The following is a 13,643-nucleotide window of genomic DNA, read 5'->3' on the forward strand; positions in this document are numbered from 1 at the left end:
GTTAAGTGAAACCAAAGAAAGACCGTGGCTTTCCCGACAGGCAAGCCATCGTCGCCTTCATCAAGGCAAATCCAGGAAAGGTCGGGACTCGCGACATCGCACGCGAGTTCGGCCTGAAGAACGCCGATCGCGCCGAGCTCAGGCGCATGCTGCGCGAGCTCGCCGACGACGGCATCATCAAGAAAAAGCGCCACAAGGTCTCCGAGCCGGACGCGCTGCCGCCGACGCTGCTCGCCGACATCACCGGCCGCGACTCCGATGGCGAATTGATCGCCTCCCCCGCCGAATGGGACGAGGTCGAGAACGGCGAGCCGCCAAAGATCCTCATCGAGATGCCGCGCCGGCCGAGGCCCGGCACCGCCGCCGGCGTCGGCGACCGCGCGCTGCTGCGCGTCGAACGCAGCGATGACGATGAAGGTCCCGCCTATCGCGGCCGCATCATCAAGGTCATCGACAAGGCCAAGAGCCGCATCCTCGGCGTCTTCCGCAGCCTGCCGGAGGGCGCCGGACGGCTCGTCCCCGTCGACAAGAAGTTCGCCGACCGCGAGCTGAACATCGCGAGGACCGATACGGGCGGCGCTGAGGATGGCGACCTCGTCAGCGTCGACATCGTCCGCACCCGCGGCTTTGGCCTCGCCTCCGGCCGGGTGAAAGAGAAGCTCGGCTCGGTCAAGTCGGAAAAGGCGATCAGCCTGATCGCGATCTACGCCCACGACATCCCCTTGCAATTCTCCTCCGCCGCCGAGCGCGAGGCGGAAGCGGCAGAGCCCGCCAATCTGAAAGGCCGCGAGGACTGGCGCGACGTCCCGCTCGTCACCATCGATCCGCCCGACGCCAAGGATCACGACGACGCGGTGCATGCCGAGCCCGATCCGGATCCCAACAACAAGGGCGGCTTCATCGTCAACGTCGCCATCGCCGATGTCAGCTTCTACGTGCGGCCGGGCACGGCGCTCGACCGCGACGCGCTCGACCGCGGCAACTCGGTCTATTTCCCGGACCGCGTCGTGCCGATGCTGCCCGAGCGCATCTCCAACAATCTCTGCTCGCTGGTGCCCGGCGAGCCGCGCGGCGCGCTGGCGGTGCGCATGGTGCTCGGCCCCGACGGCCGCAAGCGCTCGCACAGTTTTCATCGCATCCTGATGCGGTCGGCCGCCAAGCTCGCTTACGCGCAGGCGCAGGCCGCGATCGACGGCCGGCCTGATGACACCACCGGCCCCCTGCTCGATCCGATCCTGAGGCCGCTCCATGCCGCCTATGCCTGCGCCAAGCGCGCGCGTGACGAGCGTGATCCGCTCAATCTCGATCTGCCCGAGCGCAAGATCCTCCTGAAGAGCGACGGCACCGTGGATCGCGTCGTGGTCCCCGAGCGTCTCGATGCGCACAAGCTGATCGAGGAGTTCATGATCCTCGCCAACGTCGCCGCAGCGGAGACATTGGAGAAGAAATCGCTGCCGCTGATCTACCGCGTGCACGACGAGCCGACCTTGGAGAAGGTTCACGCGCTCGCGGAATTCCTGGAGACACTGGACGTTCCCTTCGCCAAGTCCGGCGCGCTGCGCCCCACCACGTTCAACCGCGTGCTGGCCCAGCTCGAAGGCCACGACTATTACCCGCTGGTGAGCGAGGTCGTGCTGCGCGCGCAGGCGCAGGCCGAATATTCCTCAGAGAATTACGGTCACTTCGGCCTGAACCTGCGCCGCTATGCGCATTTCACCTCGCCGATCCGCCGCTATGCCGACCTCGTCGTGCACCGCGCGCTGGTGCGTGCGCTTGGCCTTGGCGAAGGCGCCCTGCCCGACAGCGAGACGCCGGAAAGCTTGAGCGAAGTCGCCGCGCATATCTCGCTGACCGAGCGGCGCGCCATGAAGGCGGAGCGCGAGACCGTCGACCGCCTGATCGCCCATCACCTCGCCGACCGCATCGGCGCCAGCTTCCAGGGCCGCGTCTCCGGCGTCACCCGCGCCGGCCTGTTCGTGAAGCTCAGCGAGACCGGCGCTGACGGGCTGATCCCGATCCGATCCCTCGGCACGGAATATTTCAACTATGACGAAAGCCGCCATGCCCTCGTCGGCACGCGCAGCGGCACCATGTACCAGCTCGGCGACGTCGTCGACGTCCGTCTGATCGAGGCCGCTCCCATCGCGGGCGCGCTGCGTTTCGAGCTGCTGTCGTTCGAGACCGACAGCGGCCCGCGCCAGCGCAGGCCGCTCCGTCCGCAGCGCAAATCGTCCAAGCCGCAGCCCGGACGCAGCCCGGAGCGAAAACGCAAGCCGGAGAAGAAAAAGTCCGGCAAGGGAAGGAAGGCCAAAGGAAAGAACAAGGGTAAGGGCAAGAAGGGCAAGGCATGGTGACGATGAGCACGGCACCAAAGATCTGGACGCGCGAGAACGGTCTCGTCGAGAAGCGCGACGTCTGGTCAGCAATGAAGCGCGGCTTCCGCGGCCGCTGCCCGCGCTGCGGCGAAGGCAAGCTGTTCCGCGCCTTCCTGAAGACCGCCGACCATTGCGCCAAATGCGGCCTCGACTTCACCCCGCATCGCGCCGACGATCTGCCTGCCTATCTCGTCATCGTCATCGTCGGCCACATCGTGGTGCCGGCCATCCTCTGGATCGAGACCAATTATTCGACGCCGGTCTGGCTCAGCTTCGCAGCCTATCTGCCCTTCACCTTCGTCGCCTCGCTCGCGCTGCTGCAGCCCGTGAAGGGAGCTGTGGTCGGCTTGCAATGGGCTCTGCGCATGCACGGGTTTGACGACAACCCTCCCGATGGTATTCCGCCTGTGTAAACACGTAAAAGAACAGTTCGGGTGAGGACATGACCGATATTTCGCAGGCCGAGGAGAAGACCAGGGTTCACGAGGAGAAGGAAGCCGATCATCATCCTTACTTCCGCCCGAAGGATGCGGCGACGCTGATCCTGGTCGACCGCAGCGGCGCCATTCCGAAAGTGCTGGTCGGCAAGCGCCACGACAAGGTGGTGTTCATGCCGGGAAAATTCGTCTTCCCGGGTGGGCGCGTCGACAAGGCCGATTATCGCGTGCCCTGCGCTGCGCCCATCACCGCCGAACTGGAAGCCAATCTCGCCAAGGGCAGCCCGAAGACGCCGGCCTCGCGCGCGAAATCGCTCGCCATTGCCGCCATCCGCGAAGCCTGCGAGGAGACCGGCCTCTGCCTCGGCCGCAAGGCCGAAGGCAAAGTGCCGAAGCTCGAAGGTCCCTGGCAGCCGTTCGCGGATGCGGGCCTGCTGCCTGATCCCTCCAGCCTGTTCCTGATCGCGCGCGCGATCACCCCGCCCGGCCGCGTCAAGCGCTTCGACACGCGTTTCTTCACCGCCGATGCCTCTGCGATCACCCACCGCGTCGAAGGCGTGATCCATGCCGATGCGGAGCTGGTCGAATTGGTCTGGGTCGAGCTCGGCTCAAAACCGCTCGCCGATCTGCATCCGATGACGCGCAACGTGCTCAACGAGCTCGACACCCGCCTCGCCACCGGCCCGCTCCGTCACGACGCGCCGGTGCCGTTCTTCCACTTCTACGCCGGCAAGATGCAGAAGGACGTTTTGAGCTAGTTGGCGCGCTGGGGCGTAGTTCGATCAAGTCTATCCTCCGTCATTCCGGGGTGCGCCTCTTGGCGCGAGCCCGGAATCCATACTCCGGATGGTGGTTATGGATTCCGGGCTCGCCGCTCCGCGTCGCCGCGGAATGACGTGCTGAGAGAGCTACGAAAAACAAAAAATTCTTCCCGCCTCCCCCAATGGCGGAGTTTCCACTCATGCCTATGTCTTTGCGAGCGTCACCAAGAACGGACACCGGGCGATGGCACAAAGGCAACTCAAGCTTGGCGCGTTCATGCGCCCGATCAGCATCCACACCGGCGCCTGGCGCTATCCCGGGGCCTGGCCCGACGCCAATTTCAACTTCTCGCACATCAAGACGCTGATCCGAAAGCTCGAGGCCGGCAAGTTCGACGCCTTCTTCATGGCCGATCACCTCGCCGTCCTGAACATGCCGATCAACGCGCTGAAGCGCAGCCACACCGTAACCTCGTTCGAGCCGTTCACGCTGCTGTCGGCTTTGTCAGCCGTGACCGAGCGCATCGGCCTGATCGCGACCGGCTCGACCACGTTCGACGAGCCCTATCACGTCGCGCGCCGCTTCGCCTCGCTCGACCATCTCAGCGGCGGCCGCGCCGGCTGGAACATCGTCACCACCTCGAACCCGGACGCGGCGCTGAATTTCGGCCTCGACGATCACATGGAGCACGCCGAGCGCTACAAGCGCGCCCGCGAGTTCTACGACGTCGTCACCGGCCTCTGGGACTCCTTCGCCGACGATGCCTTCATGCGCGACGTCGAGAGCGGCCTGTTCTTCGATCCCGCCAGGATGCACACCCTCGACCACAAGGGCAAATACTTCAAAGTGCGCGGCCCCCTCAACATCGCCCGCCCCGTGCAAGGCTGGCCCCTGATCGTGCAGGCCGGCGCCTCCGACGACGGCAAGCAGCTCGCCGCCGAGACCGCGGAAGCAGTGTTCACCGGCGGCGGCAGCCTCGCCGACGGCCAGAAACTCTATGCCGACATCAAGGGCCGCATGGAGAAGATCGGCCGCGACCCCGAGCACCTGAAGATCCTCCCCGGCGCCTTCGTCGTCGTGGGCGACAGCGTGGATGAGGCCAAGGAGAAGCGCGCTTTGCTCGACAGCCGCGTGCATTACGACAGCGCCATTGCCTCGCTCTCCGTCATCCTCGGCACCGATGCCTCCGGCTTTGATCCCGATGGGCCGCTTCCCGAAATCCCCGAGACCAATGCCAGCAAGAGCGGCCGGCAGCGCCTGGTCGATCTCGCCGCCCGTGAGAAGCTCACCGTGCGCCAGCTCGCCCAGCGCGTCGGCGGCTATGGCGGCCTGTCCTTCGTCGGCACCGCCAAGACCATCGCCGACCAGATGGAGGAATGGCTGGTCGGACGCGGCTCCGACGGCTTCAACATCATGTTCCCGTTCCTGCCTGCCGGTCTCGACGATTTCGTCGACAAGGTGGTCCCGGAGCTGCAGAAGCGCGGGATTTTCCGCAAAGAGTACGAAGGGCCCACTTTGAGGGAGAATCTGGGCCTGCCGCGGCCGAAAAACCGGTTCTTTGAGGCCTAATGGGCCCGATTTGAGCGGTTTCCGCCGCCTGAAACCTTGACTTCCCGCCGTTTCTGACTAGGTTGCCGGCCAACGCGGGCCGTTTGGCCGGCTCCAGATTCCCCTGATATTCTGAGGTTCAGAACATGGCCAAAGCGGTCACCATCAAGGTCAAGCTCGTGTCCTCGGCCGACACCGGCTTCTACTACGTTGCCAAGAAGAATTCGCGCACCATGACCGACAAGCTAGTCAAGAAGAAGTACGACCCGGTCGCGCGCAAGCACGTCGAATTCCGCGAAGCCAAGATCAAGTAAGATCGCGGCGTAGCGCGCTAAGGTTTTTTTGCGGGGCCCTTGCGGGCCCCGTTGTCGTTTCGGCTCGCATGTCCCTGCTCATGTACCCTGCTACCCAGCGCTGCGCTGCTTAGCGCAGCGAAGCAAATCCGGACCGGCTCTGCGAGATCACACCAGGGACACTCCGGCGTGACGAGAGGAACTCGCTTGAGTCGTGGTTGTTGAGCCAGCATCGTCAAGCGGCTATCTTTCGGAGCGAACCTCTTGCGTTGCCGCTCAACTGACTTGATGGGAGAATCGCATGCGCATCGCTCTGCTCATTGTCGTTATGGTCATCGGATTTTCTTCCGCAGCAAACGCTCAGTATGACTATCCCTGGTGCGTTTTTGGCGGAGGGCTCGGCGCTTCCGGAGACTGCATGTATTCGACGCGGGAACAGTGCCTGGCGTCGGCATCCGGGCGGTCGAACACCTATTGCGATGTGAACCCGCGCGTGAGGTTCAAGCAGCACGCTCCGCAGCGGCCGCGCTGATCATGATGCGCGCGCTTGCCTGTCTGCTCTTCGTCCTGATCACCATGTCCGCGCCCGGTCCAGCGGCAGCGCAGCGGTTCGGCGGCAATTTTCCGGTATGTCTGCAGGAGTGGGAATGGGGCGGCGGCACCTACATCTCTTGCCAGTATCGTTCATTTGACGAATGCAGAGCCAGCGCGGCGGGCCGTTCGGCGATGTGCCTGGAAAACCCATATGTGCAGCGGCCGTCCCCTCCAGGCCGCAGCCCGCGTCCCCGGTAGGGCTAGAGCATGATCGGCCCGTGACGAGCGCCGATCCAGCCATCATTCCGTGCCTTCCGGCCTGCCCCGCAACGTCGACCTTCTCGGTTGAATCCCCTACATGAAACCCGGATTGCGCGGGAAATAGCTACCCCAATCTCCGAATGGTCGATTTGACATCAGCAGCATCGGGAACGTCAGCCGCATCCCGTGGTCGATTGCCGCCTTGAGCGCCGGCTCGCTCACGCCCGGCACAAAAGCCGAAATGGCCGGACAATCGCTCTGTGCCGCGAACGACAACGCAGCGGCGAAAGCGGACTCAACCAGATCTGGCCTGTGGACTGCAAGCGGACCAATGTGTCCACCCGAAATGTAGACATACCCGACGCACTCATTGCCGGCGTGGATGGTGAATCCGCGCGTCGTGCTGTCGCCAAGGAGAAATCGATGATGCTTCTCCCTGGAAACGCCGACTGCGCTGACATCGATCTGCGCCAGCCTGTCGTATGGGATCGCGTCGGCCGTGAGAGATTCAAGACGGAGCCGCGGCGCAGCCAACCGTGGCGCCAGGCGGTCACGAGGGACGCTGACCATGTAGATCGGAAAGCGCGGGAACAGTCCGTGGCGGATGTAGAGGCCTTGAGATACGTTGTTGAACGTGAAGGTGATCAGTGCCTTGATGGGTGCTCCGCGCATTTCTGCATGCGCGAATGCCTTGTTGATGAGTTGATTGCCGATGCCGTCGCTCTGACGATCAGGCGCGACGAACAATTGGGCCAGGAACCAAAGCTCGCCACAGACCCAACTCCACGCGAAGCCGACTATTTCTCCGTCGTCATCGGCCACCCATAAGCCCTCGGGATCATCCGCGAGCGAGAAGGCCTGAAAATTCGGCGGACGAGAGGATGCCATCTTCCCGAACCCCCGCCGTTCGGTTAGCTCATTGATGCTGGCGACCACGATGTCATCGGCCTGCTTCAAGTCGTCGATGCGAGCGGGCCTGCACACGACCGCCATTCTCTAGTCCCTCCCGGGCGTCAGCTCGCCCCGCCCACGATGCATCGGGTCGCGGCTTAGTTTCTACTCACATCTTGATGAGAGCGAGAAATCGTCAGCCGGCAATCAGGCGAGCGGCCGGATGTTCTGGTTCATCCGGAAGAAGTTCGTAGGGTCGTATTTCGCTTTGATCTGCTGCAGGCGCCTGTAGTTCCGCCCATAAGCAGCGGCAACCGGATCGCCTGTCTCATCGTCGTCGAGATAATTGACATAGCGTCCTGAGGCAAAGAAGGGCCGCATCCTTTCATAGGTTGCGCGTGCCCACGAGATGCTGCGGCTGGTATCGCTGGTCTGCGTCCATTGCGCGAGGATCAGGAAATTGTAGCCCTCCTGCCGATGCACAAATGCCGTATCCCCGGCACCCACGCGGGCCGCGGCACCGTGGATGTGCTCGAGCAGCAGCTGCCCCATCGGAGTCGGGCAGCGGGCGAAGCATTCGATCATCGTCGCGATCGCACCATCGCTCAGCTCCGTGAGGAGGTTCGACTTCCAATAGTTGAACGCGCCTTTCGGATAGTTGGCGTCGAGCATGCGGTTGAGCTCGCAATAGGTCATCGGTCCGACCGCATCCAGAATGGGAGGCCCGAACTGTTTCAGCGGCTGCATCGCTCGTTCGGCCTCGGCGACTGGACCGCAGTGGCTGGTAACCAGCGCCGCGACCTCCCTGCCGGACCCGTCGGGCGCATGGGTCAGGGATGCGAACAGCATGTGCTCGTCCGTGAGCGATCGCGTGCTGGTCCGGAAAAATTCCAGCACGTCGCGGGAACGCTCGATAGGGTGAACGATCGGGCCGCCGGTGATGATCGGCCCTACCGTATGGAGGTCGTATTCAAGACTGGTGGCAATCCCGAAGTTTCCGCCGCCGCCGCGCACGGCCCAAAATAGATCCGGCTGCTCTTGCTTGCTGGCCCGCACAACCTTGCCATCGGCGGTGACGAGTTCGACAGCCCGCAGATTATCCAACGCGAGGCCGTACTTGCCCATCAGCCAGCCCAGTCCTCCGCCGAGCGTCAGGCCCGCGATGCCGGTGGTCGAGACCACGCCGCCGGTCACCGCAAGTCCGTGAAGCTGCGTTTCTCGATTGAGCTCGCCCCAGGTGACCCCGCCCTGCGCCCATACGGTCTTGCCGATCGCGTCGACCCGGACCCCCTTCATGGGTGAGAGGTCGATCATGATCCCGCCGTCGATGGTTGCGCGCCCGGCCACATTGTGGCCGCCGCCGCGAACCGCGACCTCGAGGCCGAGCTTGGTCGCAAGTGCCACGGCATCCACGACATCAGCCGCACTGCGACATCTGGCAATCAATGCTGGCCGTTTGTCGACCAGCCCATTGTGAACCTTGCGCGCCTCGTCGTAGCCCTCGTCCGCTGGCTTGAGCAGTTCTCCTCCAAAGGAGGCGCTAAGTTCGGCGGCAGCGCTGGCAACAGATGCGATGGACATGACACGAGCTCCCTAGCTTGGCCCGCCACATCCTCGATCGCGGGCTGTCTCAGAGCAAATCCGAAGAATTCAGGTGACGATGAACTGATTTCACCTACACTCGCCGCATGCACAAGCTGCCGCCCCTGATCGAGCTCCGCGCTTTTGAGGCTGCCGCGCGTCATCTGAGCTTCAAGAAAGCCGCGGCAGAACTCGGCGTCACGCCGACCGCGATCAGCCACCAGATCGGATTGCTCGAGCAGTATTGCGGCCGCGCCCTATTCCGGCGCAGACCACGCCCTCTTTCGTTGACCGATGCCGGCGCGCGGCTGTTTCCCGCCATTCGCGGCGGACTCGAGGCGTTTGCCGCTGCCATTGCGTCCCTCAAGCAGGAAGGTGACGAGCAGCCGCTCCGGGTTACGACGACCAACGCCTTCGCTAGCCGCTGGCTCGTGCCCCGCCTGCCCCTGTGGCGGAAGTTGCATCCTGACGTGCCATTGGAAGTGATCGGCACTGACACGGTGCTCGATCTGCAGGCCGGAGACAGTGACGTTGCCATCCGTTATGCGACCAGCCGCGTACCGCCGACAGACGGAATCGTCGATGAACTCTTCAGCGATACGTTCTGGCCGATCTGCAATCCGGATTTGCTTTCAACCGGACGGCTGAAGAGACCAGTCGACCTCGCAAAGCACGTTCTGATCCACTCCTATTGGTCGCCGGCCGATCGTGAGCCACCGACGTGGCAGAGATGGCTCGGTTTGGCCCAGCGCCGGTGGCGCGAGGTGCCCCAATACAAGGACCTGCAGCACTTGAGTTTCCGGGAAGAACTGCACGCCATCGAGGCGGTGATCAGTGGGCAGGGCGTCGGGATCTTCAGTGATGTGCTCGTGGCACACGACCTCGCCGCGGGCACGCTCGTGAAGGCATTCTCGTTGAACCTACCCGGCTACAGCTTTTATGTGGTCAGCAGGCCAAGCCACCCGCGCGCGCGGACCATTCGGGTCTTTTCGCAGTGGTTGCGGTCGAGTACCTGATCCGGACCGGAAAGGGTCAGCACAAAGTGCGAAGCCGGGAGAGGTCATGCGAATAACCCGAAGCGCGACCAGCAGCGCGGACCAACTCCAGCTGCGAACCGGAGCGACGGGGCCAACCCGAGAATTGACGGCGCCGAGCAGGTCACCGTTGCCCTTACGTGTCTTTAGGGTGCAGCGGAGTCGCGAAACCCGAGAACGTTACGGAGCTCCAATGGAGCGCGCTTACGACAAGCTCCACGTTACACTCAGAGTTCTTCCAGCAGCGCCTTGCTTTCCTTCAAGTCGCGAACGTCGAAGCCCTCGTTGAACCAACCGTAGACCGGCGCGAGAAGACCGCGTGCTTCATCACCCCTGTCCTGATCACGCCAGAGCCGGGCGAGACTGACGGCGGAGCGAAGTTCCCAGAGTTTCGCCTCCTGCTGATGAGCGATCGCAATGGCGTGGCGAAACTCGGTCTCCGCATCGGCCTCCGCGCCTGGCCGAGCCCTTAGCATCAACTCGCCTCGGCGCCGATGCAGCTCGGCCTCGAACCACCGCACCCCCGATTTCTGGGTTAGTGCCAAGGCGTCGGAGAGTTGGCCGAGCCCCGTTTCATATCGTGCTCTCTTTGCCTCGGCTGCTGCGAGCTGCGCAAGGTAGAACGGAAGAGTCCATGCTGCGCCGGACGCCTGGAATCCCTCGATGCCGCGCCGCAGTAAGTCCACCCCGGCCTCGGGGTCGCCGGCTTCGGCCAGCGTCCAGCCGCGATATGCCGTCCCCATCGCGAGAAAGAAGGCAAAGCGCTGCTCGGTGGTGAGCGCAACCAGCTCGTCCGCCCGTTGCCCAACCATGCCCGCGTCTTCGAGCACGAAATGCAACCGGCAGGCAACGCTCAGCGCGAATGCGAGGCTGATCGGGTGCGACGAATCGCGGGCCTCTGCCAGGGCGTCACTGCTCTGCACGCGCGCCTGATCGGCGAAGCCAAGAAGGCCACACGTAAGCGAAAGGAACGAAAGCATCGCCACGCGGGCGTTTTCTGCGAACAGGGCCGTCAGAGAGCGCTGCTGCGCCGGATCGTAAAGGGCGAGCCCCCGCTCGAGATGGGTGCGCGCCAAGGCCAATTGTCCGCGATGAAGCCAGCTATCGCCGACTGCCCGATGACCGGCGACAAGAATGGCCGCATCGTTCTGTCGCCCGGCCAAATCGAGCAAATTCTCGGCGATGCGATGCGATCGGTCCGTTTCACCACGGACGTGATAATGCACGAACTCGCCCCAGAGTGCCTTGAGCAGATTCGGCGTGTCGTTTAGTGCCTCGCAGAGGCAACGCGCCCGGGCGTAGGCCCTGCCGGTCTCTTCGGCCGCGTGGCCCTTCGCGGCGATCAGTGCACCGCCGAGCGCGAGTTGAAGTTCAGTTTCGGTGCGCTGGCGCCCGGGAGCATCCGGCAGTTGAGATAGCAAATCAAGCGCCTTTCGCATCTGCGCGATTGCTTCTGTCATTGCCGATCGAGCCTTTGAACGCTCACCAGCCTCCTGCCAATAGGAAACCGCCTTTTCGGCCAAACCCGCATGTCCGCAGTGGTGGGCGAGGATTTCCGGCTGCTCTTGGATGCCTCTAGCGAGCCTCTCCTCGAGTGCGCCAGCGATCCGAGCGTGCAGCTCGCGGCGTTGGCCGCGCAACATTGTGCCGTATGCCGCATCCTGGACCAGTGCATGTTTGAACAAGAAATTGGCGTCGGGCGGCTCGACACTCCCAAACACGAGGCCGGTATTGATCAGCCGGTCAAGCGCCGCCCGCAACTCGTTGTCGCACCGCTGTGCGACCGAGGCCAGCAGATCATAGGAGAACTCGCGGCCAATAGCTGCGCCGATTTGTGCCACCTCCTTGGCGATCGGCCCAATCCGGTCGAGCCGCGCCATCAACGAAGCATGTAGCGTGGCCGGTACGGCAAGTCCGGGCAGCGGCGCGAAGGAGATCGCTCGCGCGATACTCTGGGGGCTTGTTTCGAGCACCGCTTTGGTCAACTCCTCAACGAACAACGGCACACCATCCGTACGTTCAGCAATTTCATTGACGATTTCGGTCGGCAGCGTCTGGCCACCTGCCACGCTCCGGATCAGCGCAGCGCCCGCATTCTGGTCGAGCCGGTTCAGCACGAGCAAGCTGACATGCGGCTTTCCGGTCCATACTAACTGGAACTCGGGGCGGTAGGTGATCAAGACCAAAACCGGCAGGCTTGCTACGCGATCGACGGTTCGGTCCAGCAGCTCGCGCGAGCTTGGATCGATCCATTGCATGTCCTCGAACACGATCATGGTTGGACGTCTTTGCGCGAGAGCTTCAAGCTGGCGAACCAGAGCGGCGAAGCTTCTCTCCTTCTTTTGTTGCGGCGTACTCGTAACCGGTAAGTATAGATTATCGTTGGGGATCGACAGAAACTCCGCCAGGATCGCCGCGTCCTCGTTGGGCGACAATGCAGGCGACAGGAGCGCTCGAAGTTTGTCGAGCTTGGTCGTCGGCGTGTCCTCACGATCGAAGCCAGCCGCTCGCTGGAGTTGTGCGATGAAGGGGTAAAGCGCGCTTTCCTGATGATGAGGCGAGCAGAAGTAGCGCAAGCAGGTGTGCGGCTCTCGCTCGATACGCTCCTGAAGAGCCGCAACGAGGCGCGACTTGCCGATCCCCGCCTCGCCGACAAGCAGCATGACTTGACCGGTACCCGCCCGCGCATGGCGCCAGCTCCGCTCCAACCGCGCGAGGTCTTCCTCACGCCCAACCAGCGGGGCGAGGACCGAAGGGTGCAACGCCTCGAACCGGCTCTCCGCTGTTCCCTCACGAAGCACCCGCCAGGCTTGCACCGGTGCGGCGAAGCCCTTCAGCGTCACGGCGCCGAGATTCTCGTAGTCAAAGAGCCCGCCGATGAGCCGCCGCGTGTCCTCAGGGATGACTACCCCATCCGGTTCGGCGAGCGCTTGCAGTCGAGCGGCAAGGTTCGGCGTCTCGCCAAGCACGGCCTGCGCCTCCGCCGCTTCGCTGCCGATAAGGTCACCTACGACGACGAGGCCAGTCGCGAGCCCAAGACGAACCCGCAGCTCGAACTCGGCTGGGGCTCCCGGCGCGTGCCTGGTCGCGGCGATCTCAAGCGCAGCGCGCACTGCGCGTTCGGCATCGTCCTCATGCGCTGAAGGATGACCGAATAGTATGAGCATGCCATCGCCGATGTAACGGCTGACGGTGCCACCGTATTTGCGGACGACCGCCGCTACGCTATCGCGGTACTCAGCAATTATGTCCCGTAGATCTTCCGGATCGAGCTTTGTCGCAAGTGCCGTCGAGCCGACGAGATCGCAGAACATCACTGTGAGCTGACGACGCTCGGCGGAAGAACTTGGTGCGGCCAACAAGCCTGCGCGCTCCGTGACCGGTGGCACGATGGACGTCGCTGCGCCGGCCCCTCTCGTCATTTGCGGCGGTACGGTCGGCGTGAGCGCGGCACCGCAGTCGCCACAGAAGTTCTTGCCTGTCGGATTGTCGCCCCCGCACGCAGGGCAGCGAAAGAACAGCGGCGCGCCGCAATCGCCGCAGACCTTCGTTCCCTCCGGGTTGACTCTGCCGCAATTCGCGCAATCCATGGCCGCACCCGATCGAATTCCGACCGACATGAGTTCGCGTCGGTCTATGGGCGAATCTTGAAAGCGCGCTCTTTCAAGATTCTCTTCCCTCAGCCGCCTACCAAGCGCCAAGCATGATCAAACTCACAATGACCAGGAAGTAGACACAGGCGATAGTCGCAGGGAAAATGAGCCAGCCGGGCGTCATCGTTGCCTCCCGAGCGGTTGTCTCGAAAGCTTAAGCTGGCCGGCGCGATTAGGATTATGAACTGGCTAACACTCTGCAACTCAAGCCCATTTTCAATCTGAGAAGGCTGACCACAGCCTGACACGACCCAAACGCGAAATTGGCAAGCCC

11 protein-coding genes are annotated in these 13,643 nt (G+C 63.4%); 8 read left to right on the top strand and 3 right to left on the bottom strand.

What is annotated here, in order from left to right; genetic code table 11:
* The first annotated feature begins 5 nt into the window (after positions 1-5).
* The 7 genes from rnr to I6F28_RS13900 all read left to right on the top strand — a co-directional run bounded on the left by rnr (position 6) and on the right by I6F28_RS13900 (position 6,207).
* Positions 6-2,354 (top strand): ribonuclease R, encoded by a 2,349-nt coding sequence (gene rnr, locus I6F28_RS13870; RefSeq protein ID WP_225140123.1) that lies wholly within the window; start codon positions 6-8, stop codon positions 2,352-2,354.
* On the top strand, positions 2,348-2,788 hold the full coding sequence (locus tag I6F28_RS13875) for a DUF983 domain-containing protein (RefSeq protein ID WP_036015117.1): 441 nt from the start codon (positions 2,348-2,350) through the stop codon (positions 2,786-2,788). Before rnr ends, I6F28_RS13875 begins: the two co-directional genes overlap by 7 nt.
* A 29-nt stretch (positions 2,789-2,817) precedes the next feature.
* Positions 2,818-3,570 carry an NUDIX hydrolase gene (locus I6F28_RS13880; protein WP_036015119.1) on the top strand — a complete coding sequence of 251 codons (753 nt, stop codon included), beginning with the start codon at positions 2,818-2,820 and terminating at the stop codon, positions 3,568-3,570.
* A 247-nt stretch (positions 3,571-3,817) separates the two neighbouring features.
* Positions 3,818-5,143 carry an LLM class flavin-dependent oxidoreductase gene (locus tag I6F28_RS13885; RefSeq protein WP_225140124.1) on the top strand — a complete coding sequence of 442 codons (1,326 nt, stop codon included), beginning with the start codon at positions 3,818-3,820 and terminating at the stop codon, positions 5,141-5,143.
* Between the two features lie 125 nt (positions 5,144-5,268).
* On the top strand, positions 5,269-5,436 hold the full coding sequence (gene rpmG / locus I6F28_RS13890; protein WP_007603295.1) for a 50S ribosomal protein L33: 168 nt from the start codon (positions 5,269-5,271) through the stop codon (positions 5,434-5,436).
* Positions 5,437-5,716: 280 nt separating this feature from the next.
* The gene (locus tag I6F28_RS13895; RefSeq protein WP_074448008.1) at positions 5,717-5,947 is read left to right on the top strand and encodes a DUF3551 domain-containing protein; all 231 of its coding nucleotides are present in this window, start codon (positions 5,717-5,719) and stop codon (positions 5,945-5,947) included.
* Between the two features lie 5 nt (positions 5,948-5,952).
* Positions 5,953-6,207, top strand: coding sequence for a DUF3551 domain-containing protein (locus tag I6F28_RS13900; RefSeq protein WP_081493750.1), 255 nt, complete (start codon positions 5,953-5,955; stop codon positions 6,205-6,207).
* Positions 6,208-6,303: 96 nt separating this feature from the next.
* Here I6F28_RS13900 and I6F28_RS13905 read toward each other — a convergent pair whose 3' ends face one another.
* Positions 6,304-7,203, bottom strand: coding sequence for a GNAT family N-acetyltransferase (locus I6F28_RS13905; protein WP_225140125.1), 900 nt, complete (start codon positions 7,201-7,203; stop codon positions 6,304-6,306).
* 105 nt (positions 7,204-7,308) lie between these two features.
* Positions 7,309-8,682: an FAD-binding oxidoreductase gene (locus I6F28_RS13910; RefSeq protein WP_225140126.1), complete on the bottom strand. Its 1,374-nt coding sequence runs from the start codon at positions 8,680-8,682 to the stop codon at positions 7,309-7,311.
* A gap of 107 nt (positions 8,683-8,789) precedes the next feature.
* Here I6F28_RS13910 and I6F28_RS13915 point away from each other — a divergent pair, with 107 nt between their 5' ends.
* A complete protein-coding gene (locus I6F28_RS13915; protein WP_057029787.1) occupies positions 8,790-9,698 on the top strand; it encodes a LysR substrate-binding domain-containing protein in 909 nt (302 codons plus the stop codon).
* A 245-nt stretch (positions 9,699-9,943) separates the two neighbouring features.
* On the opposite strand, the gene I6F28_RS13920 is transcribed toward I6F28_RS13915, so the two are convergent.
* Positions 9,944-13,336: an adenylate/guanylate cyclase domain-containing protein gene (locus I6F28_RS13920; protein ID WP_225140127.1), complete on the bottom strand. Its 3,393-nt coding sequence runs from the start codon at positions 13,334-13,336 to the stop codon at positions 9,944-9,946.
* Positions 13,337-13,643 lie beyond the last annotated feature (307 nt).

The sequence above is a fragment of the Bradyrhizobium sp. NBAIM14 genome, from assembly GCF_020193895.1.
GTDB classification, from domain to species: domain Bacteria; phylum Pseudomonadota; class Alphaproteobacteria; order Rhizobiales; family Xanthobacteraceae; genus Bradyrhizobium; species Bradyrhizobium yuanmingense.